The sequence below is a fragment of the Mesorhizobium sp. M7D.F.Ca.US.005.01.1.1 genome (assembly GCF_003952545.1).
In the GTDB taxonomy this organism is placed as follows: Bacteria; Pseudomonadota; Alphaproteobacteria; order Rhizobiales; family Rhizobiaceae; genus Mesorhizobium; species Mesorhizobium loti.
In genome coordinates, this window is the sequence record NZ_CP034453.1 from 3,524,107 (window position 1) to 3,538,223 (window position 14,117).

A 14,117-nucleotide genomic window follows, 5' to 3' on the forward strand; every position below is an offset into this window, starting at 1 on the left:
GACGATGTCATCACTTGGAAATGTTGGCGTCAAAGCTGGCGGCGAAATCCTCGCCGCTCATTGTCAAAAGCTTGATCTGGTCGCGAATTCTTTCATCGCTCCAAGTCCACCACTCGGAGGCTTGAATGCGATCAACGACATCGGGAGAGAAACGATACCTGATGATTCTGGCGGGGCTTCCGGCGACGATAGCGTAGGGCGGTACATCCTTGGTCACGACGCTTCCGGCTCCGATAACGGCACCGTTTCCGACGGTCACACCGGACATGATTATTGCTCGCGCCCCTATCCATACGTCATGGCCGACCACAATCGGCCCCCTGGTGCCGAGGCCGTCAATGCCTTCGATCTTGGCGATGGCCAAGGCGATCTGACGCGTCGACACCAGATCCATCCGATGGGTCGCCCTGCAAAGGAACAGAACACCTTGAGCGACGGAACAGAAGGAGCCAACCGTCAGCGGGTTGTCCTCCGCACGGTATCCATCAATAGAGTTCTCATTTATTCCGTACGAATGGCGCCCAATCGAAATTCCGGGCCAAGGCCATATCGGCTTTCGCAGCCCCAGTTTCACACGCAGTCCTCGAAAAAGTCCCACAGTCTTTTCCATATGGATTTGGTGCAACGAGTCTTTCGCACGCTCAACAAGCACTCACCTAACTCGAATCCCCCACGGTGGGAGAAATGCTGCTGGGCCAGAAGGCGATTTCATCTACCTCGTGACAGTCCTCGGTGGGCAGGGATGGACATCAGATACCAGGTATCGACCGGATAAAGGAGATAGTCTTCTCACGCCTGAGGCGGCAGATATCGAAAATCTGCCGAGCTATGCGCCTCGTTTCGACCACGAGCTTTTCGACCGGGCTCCTCTTTGGAGCATGATTTGAAGCGGATTTCACCAGCCGCTCCTCACTAAGGAGGCTGGTCAACCCGGAGGCCTTCTCGCGTACAAGATCATTTTGCACACACAGCGCGGGCAAGAGTTGGTACACGGTTTTGCTTGACGACGTCGGAAGCGACGGATCGAAGATAACGTGATCAGCGGGCGCATCGAGATTTCGGGTGATCAGATCGCGCGCCGCTCGCTTCGAAACGATGTAACCGGCCGATCCGATGTGGAATCCATATAGCCTAGCCAGCGAAAACCCACGGCTGACGGAAGTGCGCTTCATCGCGATGACGGTCTTCCTTAGGTACGTCTCCAGCTTGACGACATCGGCATCGGCCGGAACCCATCCATCATCGGAAAGCATTGGGCCAGCCGCTTCACACAGCAGGACGTCATCTTCGAAGATCGCGCCAAAGGCATCATCACCATCCGCGATGATTTTCCAGCAAACCTTGTGGCTCATAAGGCAGGCCACTTCCGTGGCGGTTAAACTCGGTGAAGTTTCGGCAAAATCCCTTCGGTGCAACGCATCAACGGCAGGAACCCGATCGAACGAAACACCAATCTTCGCGAATTCAGCTGTGACATGGGCAAGTCGGTCCGGAGACCGATCGAGGTTGATGACCATGCATTTCATGATGCCTCCCCCCAAAGGCTATGTACCGATTATAGTTACTTCTTTGGAACACTTGCTTCAGGGTTATCCTGGCAGTTCCAACTTCCTCTGTCCATTCGACGAAGAATTTTTTGCTGTAGATAGTGTCCTCAAACTGACCTGTAGCGTTGCCAGATTCCATTGGCAAGTGGAGCCATAGACACCTTTTCCGCAGACGCTTGACGTACTATCGCACCGGCTCGCACGTTGAGACGTTCGGCCGGGTGGTGTTCGAAGCGATGGCCTGTGGTTTGCCTGTGGTCTGTCATTCGCATGGCGGCTACGCCGACCATATCAGGCATGGCGAAAACGGTTTTCTGTTTGAGACGACACAACAAGCGGCGCGGATACTCACCGACCTTAAAGCCGATCCGGGGCTGCGGGCGACGGTCGGCCGCGAGGCGCGGCGGACCGTTGAGCAGCTGTTTTCCTCGTAGGCGTTTCGACAGCGCCTGGATTTCTATCTGCGTTAGCGGCACATCATCCCCTGGGCCGAGCGAACACTCTCGGCGCAACAAGCCGGCCTGTTTGTTATCGATCCCGACATCGCGCTAAAGCTGGTATGCAAACGAACCATTGGGGCGGACGGGCAACGGCGCGCCACAGACCGAGCAGGACTCTTTTACCGATGACATTGATGGGCGCGGCGGCACTGCTGATCCTGGTCCTGACTTACGCCGGTGTCGCCATTGGCCGCATCCCGGGCCTGCGCCTCGACCGGGCAGGGATCGCACTGCTCGGCGGCGCCGCGATGATCGCCATCGGCGCGCTCAGCATGGAGGATGCCTACCGGGCGATCAATTTCGACACCATCACGCTTCTGCTCGGCATGATGATCGTGGTGGCGCATCTGAAAGTGTCAGGCGCCTTTCGCGGCCTTGGCGCCATCGCCATCGAGCACGCGCACGCGCCCTTCATGCTTCTGGTGATGGTGACGCTGCTGACCGGCGTGCTGTCGGCCTTCCTGGTCAACGACGCCATCTGCCTTGTCATGGCGCCGATCGTGGTCCACGTCACCCGTGTCATCAAGCGCAACCCGATCCCCTATCTGATCGCCACCGCCACCGCGTCGAATTGCGGCAGCGTCGCCACCATCACCGGCAATCCGCAAAACATGGTCATCGGCGCGCTGTCGGGCATTTCCTATCCGGCCTTTTCGGCAGCGCTCGCTCCGGTCGCCTTGTTCGGCCTCGTCGCGGTCGTTGTCATCATCCGCGTCGTCTACCGGGCCGAATTCGCCCGCACGGTCCAACTGACGCCTGAGGTCTCGCGTGGCCGCATGCATAAGGGGCAGGTGCTGAAGGCGGTGGTGGTCTGCATCGGACTGGCAATCGCCTTCTTCGCCGGCGTGCCCGTCGCCAAGGCCGCGCTCATCGGCGGTGCCATCCTCTTGCTCACCCGCGCCATCAAGCCGGAACGCATCTACCGCGAGATCGACGGTCCGCTGCTGTTCATGTTCGCCGGTCTGTTCGTGGTCGTCGCCGGCGCTGAAAAGACACTTCTCACGCCCGACATGATCGCCTCGGCAAAGAACCTCGGGCTGGACGATGTCTGGCGGCTGTCCGGCTTCACCGCGGTGCTCTCCAACATCATGAGCAATGTCCCGGCCGTGCTGGCGCTCCGGCCTTTCATACCCGGCCTCGAAAACCCCGAGCGGGCCTGGCTGGTCGTCGCCATGAGTTCGACGCTGGCCGGCAATTTCACGCTGCTGGGTTCGGTCGCCAATCTGATCGTCGCCGAACAGGCACGGGCCGCCGGTACGCAGCTGTCATTCGGCGCTTTCTTCAAGGTCGGCTTGCCGCTGACGCTGATAACGCTGGCGGCCGGCACCGCATGGCTGGCCTTCGGGTTCTAGAGGGAGCGGCAAAGCAATGGTGAACACCAATCAAGGCGAAAGCGCCGATCTGATCCGCCGGGCGGTGGTCGCTTTCAATTCCGGCAATCACGGCCAGGCAATGCGGCTGTGCGAGTTGGGCTTAACGCAACACCCGGACGATCCGGCGTTTTGCCATCTTCTGGCGGCGATCCTGTTCGCCAGGGGGGACTGGTCGGGGGCTCGCACGCGCATCGAGACGAGTCTGGCAGCTCGTCCGGACAACGTGCCCGCCTTGATTCTCGCGTGCAGGATTGCCCGGGCCGACGGCCGGTTCGAAGCAGCATTGCAACCGCTGGATCGTGCGGCAAAGCTGTCGTCACAGGCGGAAATACTGATCGAGCGGGCACGTACCCTCGATCAGGCAGGCAATGCTTTGGCCGCGCGCGAATGTTGGACACTTGTCTTGCAGCGGGATCCGAAATCCGAGGAAGCTGCGGCGCGCCTCGGGCGCCTTGCCTGGCAACGCGGTGCGTCTGTTGAGGCAGAGGGCTTGCTCGAACGCGCCGTCGCCGGCGGCGGGCATCCGGCTGCCTGGTTTGATCTCGGGTTGGTGCGTCAGGACATGCGCAAGTTCGGCGACGCCGCCCAGGCCTATCGACGCGTGCTGGAGATGAGCCCGGATTCCCCGGAGGCTGCCGTCAATCTGGGCGTCGTCTTGCAGGAAACTGGTGATCTCGATGAAGCAATGCTGGCGTATTCAACGGCCTACCGTCTGCGCCCATCCACGTTCGGCGTCATCGCCATGGCACTTACATCGGCACCGAGTGGTCGGCTGTGGCTTGATGAGGAAGCGCTGCGTCGCTCACTCGCTGGTGGAGCGCGCCCGCCGGGCGCGAAACCGTTTGCGGTAGACACCCGGCGTTGACAGGACATCCGCGACCGTCTGCGCATAGGCGGCCTGCCGCGTCTCGTCGAACACCTCATATTCCAGCTGCGGCGCGGCCCGCGGAACCGCAAAGCACTGCGCGACCGGGGTTCCTTTCCCGAGCACGCCGGAGAACCCAGGCTCCGTCCAGATCGCCGGGAAATTGATGCCGCCATCGCTGAACCGGTCGGAATCCACCAGGCCCGTCACCAGCCTGAAGGGAAGATCCTCGCGATTGACCGGATGCATCGCGAACAGCGACCAGCCGTCCTCGACCTCGATGGTCCAGAAGCTGTTGAATTTGAGGGCGGCTTGACCGGGCGTAGCAAACGGGCTGCCGGCGAGCTGCCCCGGCGTGTGGAAGCTCAATGGCGCTCTGGGGTGGTTCTGTGTAACCGGGTCTGGAATCTGCCAGTCCCAGGAAAAGGTGCCTTTGTCGACGACGACGTCGCACGGCAGCAGGACCATGAAACCGTAGGTCATCGCATCGACAACGGGTGGGCACTGCTTGAGCGTGCGAATGTCGCGGCCGTGGATCGCCGAATAGGCGGTGGCGGGCATGGCGCGCAGCCAATCCGGCAGAGCGCCACGCGCCGGGATCGGGCGGGGCAAATGCTCGACCAACATTGGATCACATCGGAAGATGATACGCATCACCGCCTCCTGGCATTGCGATACCACGCTTGCCGGCTGCGTTCCAAGCCACGGCAAGTCAGTCCTTGTTCTGCGATCGCGCCCGCACAAGCGTCGCCGCGGCGTGCCCTGCCGCCCCGATATAGTCGGGGTTGTGGTGGATCAGCATGCTCGAGAAGGCGCCGTCCATGAGCAGCACGATCTCGCGCGCCAGCATATGCGGCGCGGTGACGCCGCGGGCAGACAGTTCGGCGGCGAGCCATTTTTCGAAATTTGTCTTGTGCCGCGATCCGGCCTTGACAGCCGGGTGTCCAGGCATCGAGGCAAGCTCCGCGGCCGTGCGCAGAAACCCGCATCCCTTCCATTTGGGATGGCGGGCGACACGCGCCAGATTGGTGAAAATCGCTTCGACCTTGCGGTCGGCACCACCTTCAGCGGCATCGAACCAGCCGGCCATCTGCTTCAGATTGGGCTGGTCGCGGGCATCGAGATAGGCAGCGATCAGATCGTCCTTGCTCTTGAAGTGATAGTACAGCGTCCGCTTGGTCAGCCCGGCTTTTTCGGCGATGGCATCGACGCTGACGCGGCCAATCCCTTCGGCATAGAAGAGCTTCGTCGCGGCATCGACGATGCGTTTGCGGGTAGGGCTGGATGCTTCAGGCATGTCGTCTAGTATACCGACTAGTGAATATACAAGCAATCGAAAACCTGATCCTTTCCGGTCAACGCATGCTGGAAAGGAAACCAAATGACCGATCTTGTCCTAGGCGAGACCAGGGATGGGATTGCCATCCTCACCCTCAATCGGCCGGAGAAACTCAACGCACTGAACTATGCCCTGATCGATCGCCTGCTTGCGATCCTCGACGACATTGAAGTCGACGACGGTGTTCGGGCGGTCATTCTTACCGGAGCAGGGGAGCGGGCGTTTTCGGCGGGCGGCGACATCCCCGAGTTCGCGGCCAGTGTGGCGCTTGGCGTCGATGTCGCGATGCGGGACTTCGTCATGCGCGGGCAGCGGCTGACGGCAAGGCTGGAGGCCTTCCGCAAACCCGTCATCGCCGCCGTCAACGGCATTGCTTTTGGCGGCGGCTGCGAAATCACCGAGGCCGTGCCGCTGGCCATTGCCAGCGAACGCGCTTTGTTCGCCAAGCCGGAAATCAACCTTGCGATGCCGCCGACCTTTGGCGGAACGCAGCGCTTGCCCAGGCTGGCCGGGCGCAAGCGGGCGCTCGAACTGCTTTTGACCGGCGACTGGTTTCCGCCGCAGCGCGCCCTTGACCTTGGCCTCGTCAACCAGGTGGTGCCGCATGGCGATTTGATGCCGGCCGCAATCGGCCTGGCCAGGCGTATCCTGCGGCACTCCGATCTGGCGATCGCCAGCATCCTCACGGCGGTGGCGCGCGGCCTCAACCAGAGCATCGCCGAAGGCCTGCTGGTCGAGGCCGAACAGTTCGCCCGCATGGCCCCGACCGGCGATCTGCGCGAAGGGCTGGATGCCTGGATCGCACGCCGCGAGCCCCGCTATGACGGGTCGTGGACGCATATCGCGCGCCCTGATGAGGCCAGGCGGGCCTCGTTGGCGCTGGATCAGGGCGCCACCACCAAACGGCCTTTCATGTTGGGGTGGAAGCGGCAGAAATAGTCGACCGGTCCCGCGGTCTTCAATGTCAAGCTTGCGGATTTCTTCGGCGGGATCATCACCTCCCAGCTACCTTTCACGGTGGCCGTGTGGGCGAACACATCCTTGTTCACCCACTCGATCGTGTCGCCGACCTTCGCCTCGACGGTGGCTGGCGAGAACACCAGCCTGTCGATGGTGACCTGGATGGTCTCAGCTCGCGCCGGAACGAGACCGGCGGCCAGCGTCAACGCAATCCACAGATGGCGTTTCTGCATGCTCCCGGTCCTTACTTCAGCATGCCGGCGACATGTTCGGCGTGCTGCTCATGGCCCTGGAAAATCTTCAGGCCGGTTTCCAGCAGGCTCTTCAGCTCGGCATTCTGCGCCGACGGGATCAAAAGGGTTTCGAGCGCGCCGTTGACCTGCTTGTGATAGGCGACCTCGTTGTCGACATAGGCCTTGTCGAAGGCAGCACCGTCGAGCTTGGCGAGCTTGGCCCTCTCCTCGGCGGCCGCCTTGCTCAACGCCTGGCTGGTGGCGTTGTCTTCCGGCGTGACCTTGAGTTTCTTCACCAGGTCGAGCGCCTGCACATTCACGGCTTCATGATCGCGAATCATGTCTTTGGCGAAATCCACGACTTCCTTGGTCTTCGATTTCTCGATCGCCAGCTTGGCCGCTTCAACATCGATGACTCCGGCCGTGTAGGCAATGTGGGCGATCTGCGGATCGGTCGGCTTGTCGGCGGCTTGTGCGAACGGGGCAGTGCCGAGCAGCAGCAGGGCGGCAAGGGCAGCAGTGTGTCGGATAGACATGGCATCTCCTTCGTCCGGACGCTGAAATCGCCCCGGACAGTGTTTCTCGGTTGACGGTCATTGGATGCTGGTCAGCGGCAAACGTTCCCGCCAAAATCAACTGAATCCGGTGAGGGTCAGCTTTCCAGCCCGAGCCGCCGCAAGACGGTGCTGGTCAGCCTTTCGCAACGTCGGCCGGCGAAGGGGAAGGCATCGAGCAGCACCGGTCCGATCTGGTCGTCCAGTGCCTTGCGCACCAAAACGCGGGCACGGTGCAGCCTTGTCTTGACGGTTTGTGGCCGCACGCCGAGAAGATCGGCGGTCTCTTCGATGCTCAGCCCCTCGATCACCCGCGCCACGAACACCGTCCGGTAGACATCGGGAAGGCTGTCGGTGGCCCGTTCGACCAGTTGGAGGATCTGCCGTTGCGCCATCGTCCGCTCCGGATCGTCGCTGGGGTTGAGAGGGAACTGGATGATCTCGGCTTGCGGATTTTCCGGCAGTGCCACCGTTCTGCGCCTTTTGCGCAGGCGGCCGAGCGCCTCGTTGATGACGATGCGCGACAGCCATGTGGCGAGCGAGGAGTCGCCGCGAAACGCATCGAGATGGGCGAAGGCCCTGACATAAGCCTCCTGGACGATGTCCTCGGCTTCGCTGTCATTGCGCACGACGCCGCGCGCGATCCGGTAGAGCCGCTGATTGTGTGTCTTGATGATGGTGCGGAAGGCATCGCCGTCGCGCGCCAGCGCCCGCCGCACGAGATGCATGTCGCCTGACTCACCAGAAGGCACGGCCGTCAAGACAGCAGGCATGGCCAGTTTCCTCAACCCAATCTCCGAACCGGAACCCCGACTGAGAGATTGGACGCCGTTGCCGGCAAAAGGTTCCCGAAGATTTTTCGCCGGGTCCGGCGGCAGCTACCCTACCGCGCCCGGTGAGGGTCTGTCAGCAGCCTGCAGGCGCGCGGTGGCCGCCAGGAGATCGGTCTGGGTAATCAGCCCGAGAATCCGCTTGTCGTCGTCGACGATGATCACCGCATGGCTGCGGCCGTCGGTGAGCACGGGCAGCAGACCCATGGCGGTGAAACCGGCGGCGGCTGTCGCTGCGGGCGTTATCACGGATCCAACCGTGCCGGAGGCCAGGGTCAGTTCCCGCAATCCCACGGTGCCTGCCAGCCTTGCCTCGGCGTTGACGACCGGCAAGGTGCGGATGTTGTGGTCAAGCAGCAATTGGCGCGCCGCGTCGGCCGAGGTGTGCGCGTCGACCGAGATCACATCACGCGACATGATGTCCTCGCACAGAAGGGTCTTGTGCGAGCGCACCATCGCCTGCAATTCGACTTGCCGCAGCAGTCGGTCGAGATCGTTGCGATCGATATCGAACGTCTCGTCGAGTGCGCCAAGTGCTGCATCGATGTCTTCGGACCGAAAGCCGACGCGCGACTGTGCCGGCGGATCGACGGTGCCGTGGCTGTTCGCCGGTGCTGCGACCGGCACATGCGGATAATTGCGCCGGGCCAGTCTGTGGAAGCCATAGCCGAGCGCCACCAGCAGGATCGAGTTCAGCGCCACCGGCACGAATGGAAACAGGAAGCCGGCGCTGATGACGGCAGGCCCTCCCAGCACCGCGGTCAGGGCGGCCGCCCCGCCCGGCGGGTGCAGGCAGCGCGTGAACGACATGGCGGCGATGGCCAGCGCCACCGCGATGCCGGTGGCAAGGGCGGTTTCGTGGATGAAATGCGCCACGATCACGCCGACCAGTGCCGACATCGTGTTGCCACCGATGATCGACCATGGCTGCGCCAGCGGACTGGCCGGCACCGCGAACAGCAGCACCGCCGATGCTCCCATCGGCGCCACCAGCAGCGGCACGTGCGGGCCGTTGCCGAGCACCAGACCGCCGATCACGCCGGTCAATGCAATGCCGATCGTCGCGCCGATGCAGGCGATGATGCGCTCGCGCAGCGTCGCGCCGGCAAGAATAGGAACAAAAAGGCGGAAAGCCATGACGTCGAAAACTCTGCCGGTATTCCAGGGGGAAATCGAAACCGAGATGATCGCACCGCAATGGCGCGACCTCGTGGAATTTGAAAGCCAAATTGATCCGCCAAGCCACGGTTTCTGGGAATAGAATTCCGCTATGTTATGGCTGCATCCATCGCGACGGCATCAAGGGTTGCGTATCGCGGTGCGCGTATTTCACCAGTCTTTCGAGGTGCTTGCGATGGTCTGTTGAATCAGTTTGGCGAGTGCCTAATCGTTCAGGCAGCCGCCGCGGCGGTCAGGCCGCGCGAAATGTCGGCTTTCAGGTCGTCGACATCCTCGAGGCCGATCTGCAGGCGGATCAACGGGCCCTCATAGGGCGCTTTTGCAACAACGCGGTCGCCGAGCCAGACCGGCACGGCAAGGCTCTCATAGCCGCCCCAGGAGTAGCCGAGACCGAAGATCCGCAGCGCGTCGAGGAAGGCGTGCTGCTGCTTCTGGCCGCCGCCGGCAAGCACGATGGAAAAGATGCCGCTCGAGCCGGAGAAGTCGCGCTTCCACAGATCGTGGTCCGGATGGCTGGGAAGGGCAGGGTGGAGCACGCGCGCCACGCCCTTCTGGCCCTCGAGCCAGGAGGCGATGGCAAGCGTGCTGCGCTGATGGTGCTCCAGGCGCACGCCCATGGTGCGCAGGCCGCGCAGCACCTGGTAGACGTCGTCAGGCCCGGCGCAGCAGCCAAGCGTGCAGAAGCTTTCGTAAAGATGCTTCCAGCAGCTGTCATTGGCCGACACCGTGCCAAGCAGCACGTCGGAATGGCCGGCTGGGTACTTCGTCGCCGCATGGATGGAGATGTCGACACCATGGTCGAGCGGACGGAAATAAAGCGGCGTCGCCCAGGTATTGTCCATCATGACGATGGCGCCTGCGGCGTGCGCCACCTTGACGATAGCCGGGATGTCCTGCACCTCGAACGTGTTGGAGGCTGGCGATTCCGTGAACACCACCTTGGTGTTGGGCTTGATCAACGCGGCGATGCCGGCGCCGACATCGGGGGCGTAGTACTCGACCTCGATGCCCAGCCGCTTCAGCATCGTGTCGGCGAAGTTGCGGGTCGGATGATAGACGGTATCGACGATCAGCAGATGGTCGCCCGCCGACACGAAGGCGAGCAGCGGCACGGTCACCGCTGCAAGACCCGACGGCACCAGGATCGTGCCGGCCGAGCCTTCCAGCGCGTCTATGGCGTGGGCAAGCGCATCGGTCGTAGGTGTGCCGCGCGTGCCGTAGGTGTATTTTTGGCTGCGTGCCGCCATCGAAGCCGCGTCACGAAAAAGCACGGTCGAGGCATGCACCACCGGCGGATTGACGAAGCCGAAATAGTCATGCGGATTGTTGCCCGAATGGGCGAGCCGCGTGTTGATACCGATCCCGCCGCTAAAGTGCTCGCTGCCGTCTTTCGCCATTCTGCATCGCCTTGTTTGACAAGCCGCTAGCCATAGTGCGGCGTCATGGACCGTGCAACAGCCACCGTCCGCCAGGAGATGGACTTCGAATATGCCAATTCGTCGCGGCAAAAGCCGGCGATGCGGGGTGCGGCATGACCCCCGCGGCGCATTGTCGGCGCTGCGCCAGTCTCCGCCGATCGGCCTATTGTGGGCGGCGGTGAAAGGTATATGGTATATTGCTAATATTAATCGCCGGATTGCTTCGATCAGATGCTGCCGGATGGTTGTTGCCGGTTCACCTTCTGGTCCTCTACGATCCGGATCGCGCTCACAGAGCGTGAGTGCGGCAAGGGAGGAATGCCATGCCGGACGTCAAATGGACAATGAAGGCGCGCGAATTCATCAACTGCAACTGCGCCTATGGCTGCCCGTGCCAGTTCAACGCCATGCCGACATACGGATTCTGCCAGGCGGTCGCTGGCATGGAAATCGAGAGCGGCCATCATGGCGACACCAAGCTCGACGGACTGCGGTTCGTCGGGATTTTCAGCTGGCCCGGCGCCATACACCAGGGCAGGGGCGAAGCCGCGGTGGTTATCGACGAGCGGGCGACCGAAGCCCAGCGTGCAGCGCTGCTCCGCATATTGGGCGGTCTCGACACCGAACCAGGTGCAACGATATTCCAGGTCTTTTCGACCACGCTGGAGAAATTCCACGATCCGATCTTTGCCCCGATCGAATTCAAGGTCGACGTCGACGCGCGAACCGGGCGGCTGCACGTCAAGGGCGTAACCGACGGCCATGGCGAGCCGATCAAGAATCCGATCACCGGCGCCGAGCATCAGGCGCGCATCGACCTCCCGCACGGCTTTGAATACGCGATCGCCGAGGTCGGGCGTGGCTGGACCAAGGCGACGGGCCCGATCAAGTTCGAGCTGGCCGATACGCACAGCCATTTCGCCAATCTGCATCTCACGCAGAGCGGCATCGTGCATTGACCTGATCCAATGGGCGACACGGCCCTCGAGGCGGTGCTGCGGCGCGATCGCGCGGTCGTGACGGCCGCGCTCCTCGTGATTGCCTTGCTCGCCTGGGCCTATGTGCTGTGGCTCACCGCCGACATGGTCATGCCCGGTTCCCCCGTACCGGGCAGCACAGGCGGCGACATGGCTGGAATGGACATGTCGACCATGGACACGGGCGGCATGGACATGGGCGCCACCGTGGCGCCAGGGTTCCGGACCTGGTCATCGGCCGATTTCGCTTTCATCTTCACAATGTGGGCGGTGATGATGGTCGGCATGATGACGCCTTCGGTCGCACCGATGTTGCTGCTCTATGCCGGCGTCGGCCGCAAGGCGCACGCGGATGGCCGGCCCATCGCTTCGACGGGATGGTTTTTTGCCGGCTATCTTGCCGTCTGGGTCGTCTTCAGCGCCCTGGCAACCGGTGCGCAATGGCTGCTCGCCCGTCTCGCCTTGCTCGATCCCTCGATGGCGACCGACAGCGCGATCCTCGGTGGCCTCGTCCTGATCGCCGCTGGTCTCTATCAATGGACGCCGATGAAGGGCGTCTGCCTGCGCCAATGTCAGGCGCCGATCGCGTTCCTGGCCAGCCATGGCGGGTTCCGTTCCGCTCCGCTCGGCGCGCTTCGGCTCGGCATCGATCACGGCGCCTATTGTCTGGGTTGCTGCTGGGCCCTGATGGCTCTGCTGTTCGTCGGTGGCGTCATGAACGTGCTGTGGATCGCCGGCATCGCCATCCTTGTTCTCCTGGAGAAGACGGTCCCGACCGGGCAGTTGATCCCGCGCGTCTCCGGCGCGTTGATGGCTGCGATCGGCGCCTGGCTCGTCTTACGAGCCCTTTGAGAACAGCCCTTGTCTCCGGCCAGTATTGGCCCGCAACTGACAGATGACAGTCTTTGGATATGGCAATTCATTGCGCATTGAGGTCAATAACGCCGAGATGTTGCCTGGGAAGGATTTCGCTACCGCGGTCCGCATTGGCCTCGCATTGGCATTGAATGAGCTTTGCCGCCTTTATTTGCGCTACTGACCAAATCGCGGGCGCGTTTGTCTGTAAATCAGGCATTTGCGGCAATCGGTTTTCAAACTCTTTCGGTTTCGGTCATTTCCCTTGACCTCACAGGAATTATCGCCTTCGATGACATTTGTGAATGGGAGGCGGCGCGTCGGTTACGATGCGGGGTTCCGGGAATGGGCCGGAATGGGAACTGCGTTCACACGGGAAAAAAATCAGGGTTTGCCCTGAAAAACAGAAGAAGGGTCTGTGGGTCATGAAACATATTGCTATCGGCATTCTTGGCGCCGCCACGCTTGGGTTGGTGGCGTCGGCCGCGTCGGCAACCACGCTCGACACCGTCAAGGCGAAGGGCTTCATCCAGTGTGGCGTCTCGACCGGCCTCGCCGGTTTCTCGGCGCCAGACGACAAGGGTGACTGGCAAGGCATCGACGCGGATTTCTGCCGCGCTGTCGCGGCCGCCGTCTTTGGTGACGGCACCAAGGTCAAGTTCACGCCGCTCAGCGCCAAGGAGCGGTTCACCGCGCTGCAGTCCGGCGAGATCGACATCCTGTCGCGCAACACCACCTGGACGATCAACCGCGACACGGCACTTGGCCTGAATTTCATCGGCGTCACCTACTATGACGGCCAGGGTTTCATGATCAATGCCAAGAAGCTGCCGGGCGTCAATTCCGCGTTGCAGCTTTCCGGCGCCGCCGTCTGCGTGCAGAGCGGCACGACCACCGAGCTCAACCTCGCCGACTACTTCAAGGCCAACAAGATGGAGTACAATCCGGTCGTCTTCGAAAAGCTGGAAGAGGTCAACGCTGCCTATGACGCCGGCCGCTGCGACGTCTACACCACCGATCAGTCGGGCCTCTATGGCATTCGCCTGACGCTGGGATCGCCGGCCGATCACGTCGTGCTGCCCGAGATCATCTCGAAGGAGCCCCTCGGGCCGGCCGTTCGCCAGGGCGACGACCAGTGGTACCACATCGTCAAGTGGACCTATTTCGCGCTGTTGCAGGCTGAAGAGCTCGGCATCACCAAGGCCAATGTCGATGAAATGAAGAATTCGGCCAGCCCTGAGATCAAGCGCGTGCTCGGCCAGGAAGCCGATACCAAGATCGGCACCGATCTCGGCGTCTCCAATGACTGGGTCGTCAACATCGTCAAGGCCGTCGGCAATTATGGCGAAATGTTCGAACGCAATGTCGGTTCGGGCAGCCCGCTGAAGATCGCGCGCGGCATCAACGCGCTGTGGACCAAGGGCGGCCTGCAATACGCTCCGCCGATCCGCTGATCGAAATGTGATCCGGGAGGCAGGTCGTCTGCC

Annotated in this window: 17 protein-coding genes; 8 read left to right on the forward strand and 9 right to left on the reverse strand. The window is 62.1% G+C overall.

Translation table 11 applies throughout. The annotated features are described in order from the left end of the window. Positions 1 to 10: 10 nt before the first annotated feature. Both EJ076_RS36035 and EJ076_RS16830 read right to left on the reverse strand, forming a co-directional pair. Complete coding sequence (locus tag EJ076_RS36035; RefSeq protein ID WP_126068637.1) at positions 11 to 394, reverse strand: CatB-related O-acetyltransferase; 384 nt, start codon at positions 392 to 394, stop codon at positions 11 to 13. Between the two features lie 355 nt (positions 395 to 749). Next, positions 750 to 1,526: a glycosyltransferase family 25 protein gene (locus EJ076_RS16830; RefSeq protein ID WP_126068638.1), complete on the reverse strand. Its 777-nt coding sequence runs from the start codon at positions 1,524 to 1,526 to the stop codon at positions 750 to 752. A 197-nt stretch (positions 1,527 to 1,723) separates the two neighbouring features. On the opposite strand from EJ076_RS16830, the gene EJ076_RS16835 reads away from it, so the two are divergent. From EJ076_RS16835 to EJ076_RS16845, 3 genes are all read left to right on the forward strand, one after another. Then, positions 1,724 to 1,981, forward strand: a complete 258-nt coding sequence (locus EJ076_RS16835) for a glycosyltransferase (RefSeq protein WP_245463062.1) — start codon at positions 1,724 to 1,726, stop codon at positions 1,979 to 1,981. Between the two features lie 191 nt (positions 1,982 to 2,172). Further along, the gene (locus EJ076_RS16840; protein WP_126068639.1) at positions 2,173 to 3,399 is read left to right on the forward strand and encodes an anion transporter; all 1,227 of its coding nucleotides are present in this window, start codon (positions 2,173 to 2,175) and stop codon (positions 3,397 to 3,399) included. A 16-nt stretch (positions 3,400 to 3,415) separates the two neighbouring features. Continuing rightward, positions 3,416 to 4,285 (forward strand): tetratricopeptide repeat protein, encoded by an 870-nt coding sequence (locus tag EJ076_RS16845; RefSeq protein WP_126068640.1) that lies wholly within the window; start codon positions 3,416 to 3,418, stop codon positions 4,283 to 4,285. Here the strand turns inward: EJ076_RS16845 and EJ076_RS16850 are convergent. Beyond that, a complete protein-coding gene (locus EJ076_RS16850; protein ID WP_126068641.1) occupies positions 4,223 to 4,939 on the reverse strand; it encodes a hypothetical protein in 717 nt (238 codons plus the stop codon). The genes EJ076_RS16845 and EJ076_RS16850 overlap by 63 nt on opposite strands. Before the next feature lie 58 nt (positions 4,940 to 4,997). Beyond that, positions 4,998 to 5,582: a TetR/AcrR family transcriptional regulator gene (locus tag EJ076_RS16855; RefSeq protein ID WP_109662983.1), complete on the reverse strand. Its 585-nt coding sequence runs from the start codon at positions 5,580 to 5,582 to the stop codon at positions 4,998 to 5,000. 84 nt (positions 5,583 to 5,666) lie between these two features. Between EJ076_RS16855 and EJ076_RS16860 the strand changes: the two genes are divergently transcribed. Further along, positions 5,667 to 6,563: a crotonase/enoyl-CoA hydratase family protein gene (locus tag EJ076_RS16860; protein ID WP_126068642.1), complete on the forward strand. Its 897-nt coding sequence runs from the start codon at positions 5,667 to 5,669 to the stop codon at positions 6,561 to 6,563. On the opposite strand, the gene EJ076_RS16865 is transcribed toward EJ076_RS16860, so the two are convergent. From EJ076_RS16865 to EJ076_RS16880, 4 genes are all read right to left on the reverse strand, one after another. Then, on the reverse strand, positions 6,509 to 6,817 hold the full coding sequence (locus EJ076_RS16865) for a cupredoxin family copper-binding protein (protein WP_126068643.1): 309 nt from the start codon (positions 6,815 to 6,817) through the stop codon (positions 6,509 to 6,511). The two genes, EJ076_RS16860 and EJ076_RS16865, sit on opposite strands and share 55 nt — an antisense overlap. 11 nt (positions 6,818 to 6,828) lie before the next feature. Then, positions 6,829 to 7,353, reverse strand: coding sequence for a DUF4142 domain-containing protein (locus EJ076_RS16870; protein WP_126068644.1), 525 nt, complete (start codon positions 7,351 to 7,353; stop codon positions 6,829 to 6,831). 116 nt (positions 7,354 to 7,469) lie between these two features. Next, positions 7,470 to 8,144: an RNA polymerase sigma factor gene (locus EJ076_RS16875; RefSeq protein WP_126068645.1), complete on the reverse strand. Its 675-nt coding sequence runs from the start codon at positions 8,142 to 8,144 to the stop codon at positions 7,470 to 7,472. A gap of 105 nt (positions 8,145 to 8,249) precedes the next feature. Continuing rightward, a complete protein-coding gene (locus EJ076_RS16880) occupies positions 8,250 to 9,338 on the reverse strand; it encodes an HPP family protein (RefSeq protein ID WP_109662994.1) in 1,089 nt (362 codons plus the stop codon). Between EJ076_RS16880 and EJ076_RS36040 the strand changes: the two genes are divergently transcribed. After that, positions 9,337 to 9,462, forward strand: coding sequence for a hypothetical protein (locus tag EJ076_RS36040; protein WP_281039015.1), 126 nt, complete (start codon positions 9,337 to 9,339; stop codon positions 9,460 to 9,462). The two genes, EJ076_RS16880 and EJ076_RS36040, sit on opposite strands and share 2 nt — an antisense overlap. Positions 9,463 to 9,592: 130 nt before the next feature. Here the strand turns inward: EJ076_RS36040 and EJ076_RS16885 are convergent, their stop codons facing one another. Beyond that, a complete protein-coding gene (locus EJ076_RS16885; protein ID WP_126068646.1) occupies positions 9,593 to 10,777 on the reverse strand; it encodes a cystathionine beta-lyase in 1,185 nt (394 codons plus the stop codon). A gap of 344 nt (positions 10,778 to 11,121) precedes the next feature. Between EJ076_RS16885 and EJ076_RS16890 the strand changes: the two genes are divergently transcribed. The 3 genes from EJ076_RS16890 (at position 11,122) to EJ076_RS16900 (ending at position 14,084) form a co-directional block, all read left to right on the forward strand. Then, on the forward strand, positions 11,122 to 11,757 hold the full coding sequence (locus EJ076_RS16890; protein WP_126068647.1) for a DUF1326 domain-containing protein: 636 nt from the start codon (positions 11,122 to 11,124) through the stop codon (positions 11,755 to 11,757). A 9-nt stretch (positions 11,758 to 11,766) separates the two neighbouring features. Next, the gene (locus tag EJ076_RS16895) at positions 11,767 to 12,627 is read left to right on the forward strand and encodes a DUF2182 domain-containing protein (RefSeq protein WP_126068648.1); all 861 of its coding nucleotides are present in this window, start codon (positions 11,767 to 11,769) and stop codon (positions 12,625 to 12,627) included. A gap of 428 nt (positions 12,628 to 13,055) precedes the next feature. Next, positions 13,056 to 14,084: an amino acid ABC transporter substrate-binding protein gene (locus EJ076_RS16900; protein ID WP_109663002.1), complete on the forward strand. Its 1,029-nt coding sequence runs from the start codon at positions 13,056 to 13,058 to the stop codon at positions 14,082 to 14,084. Positions 14,085 to 14,117: the final 33 nt, after the last annotated feature.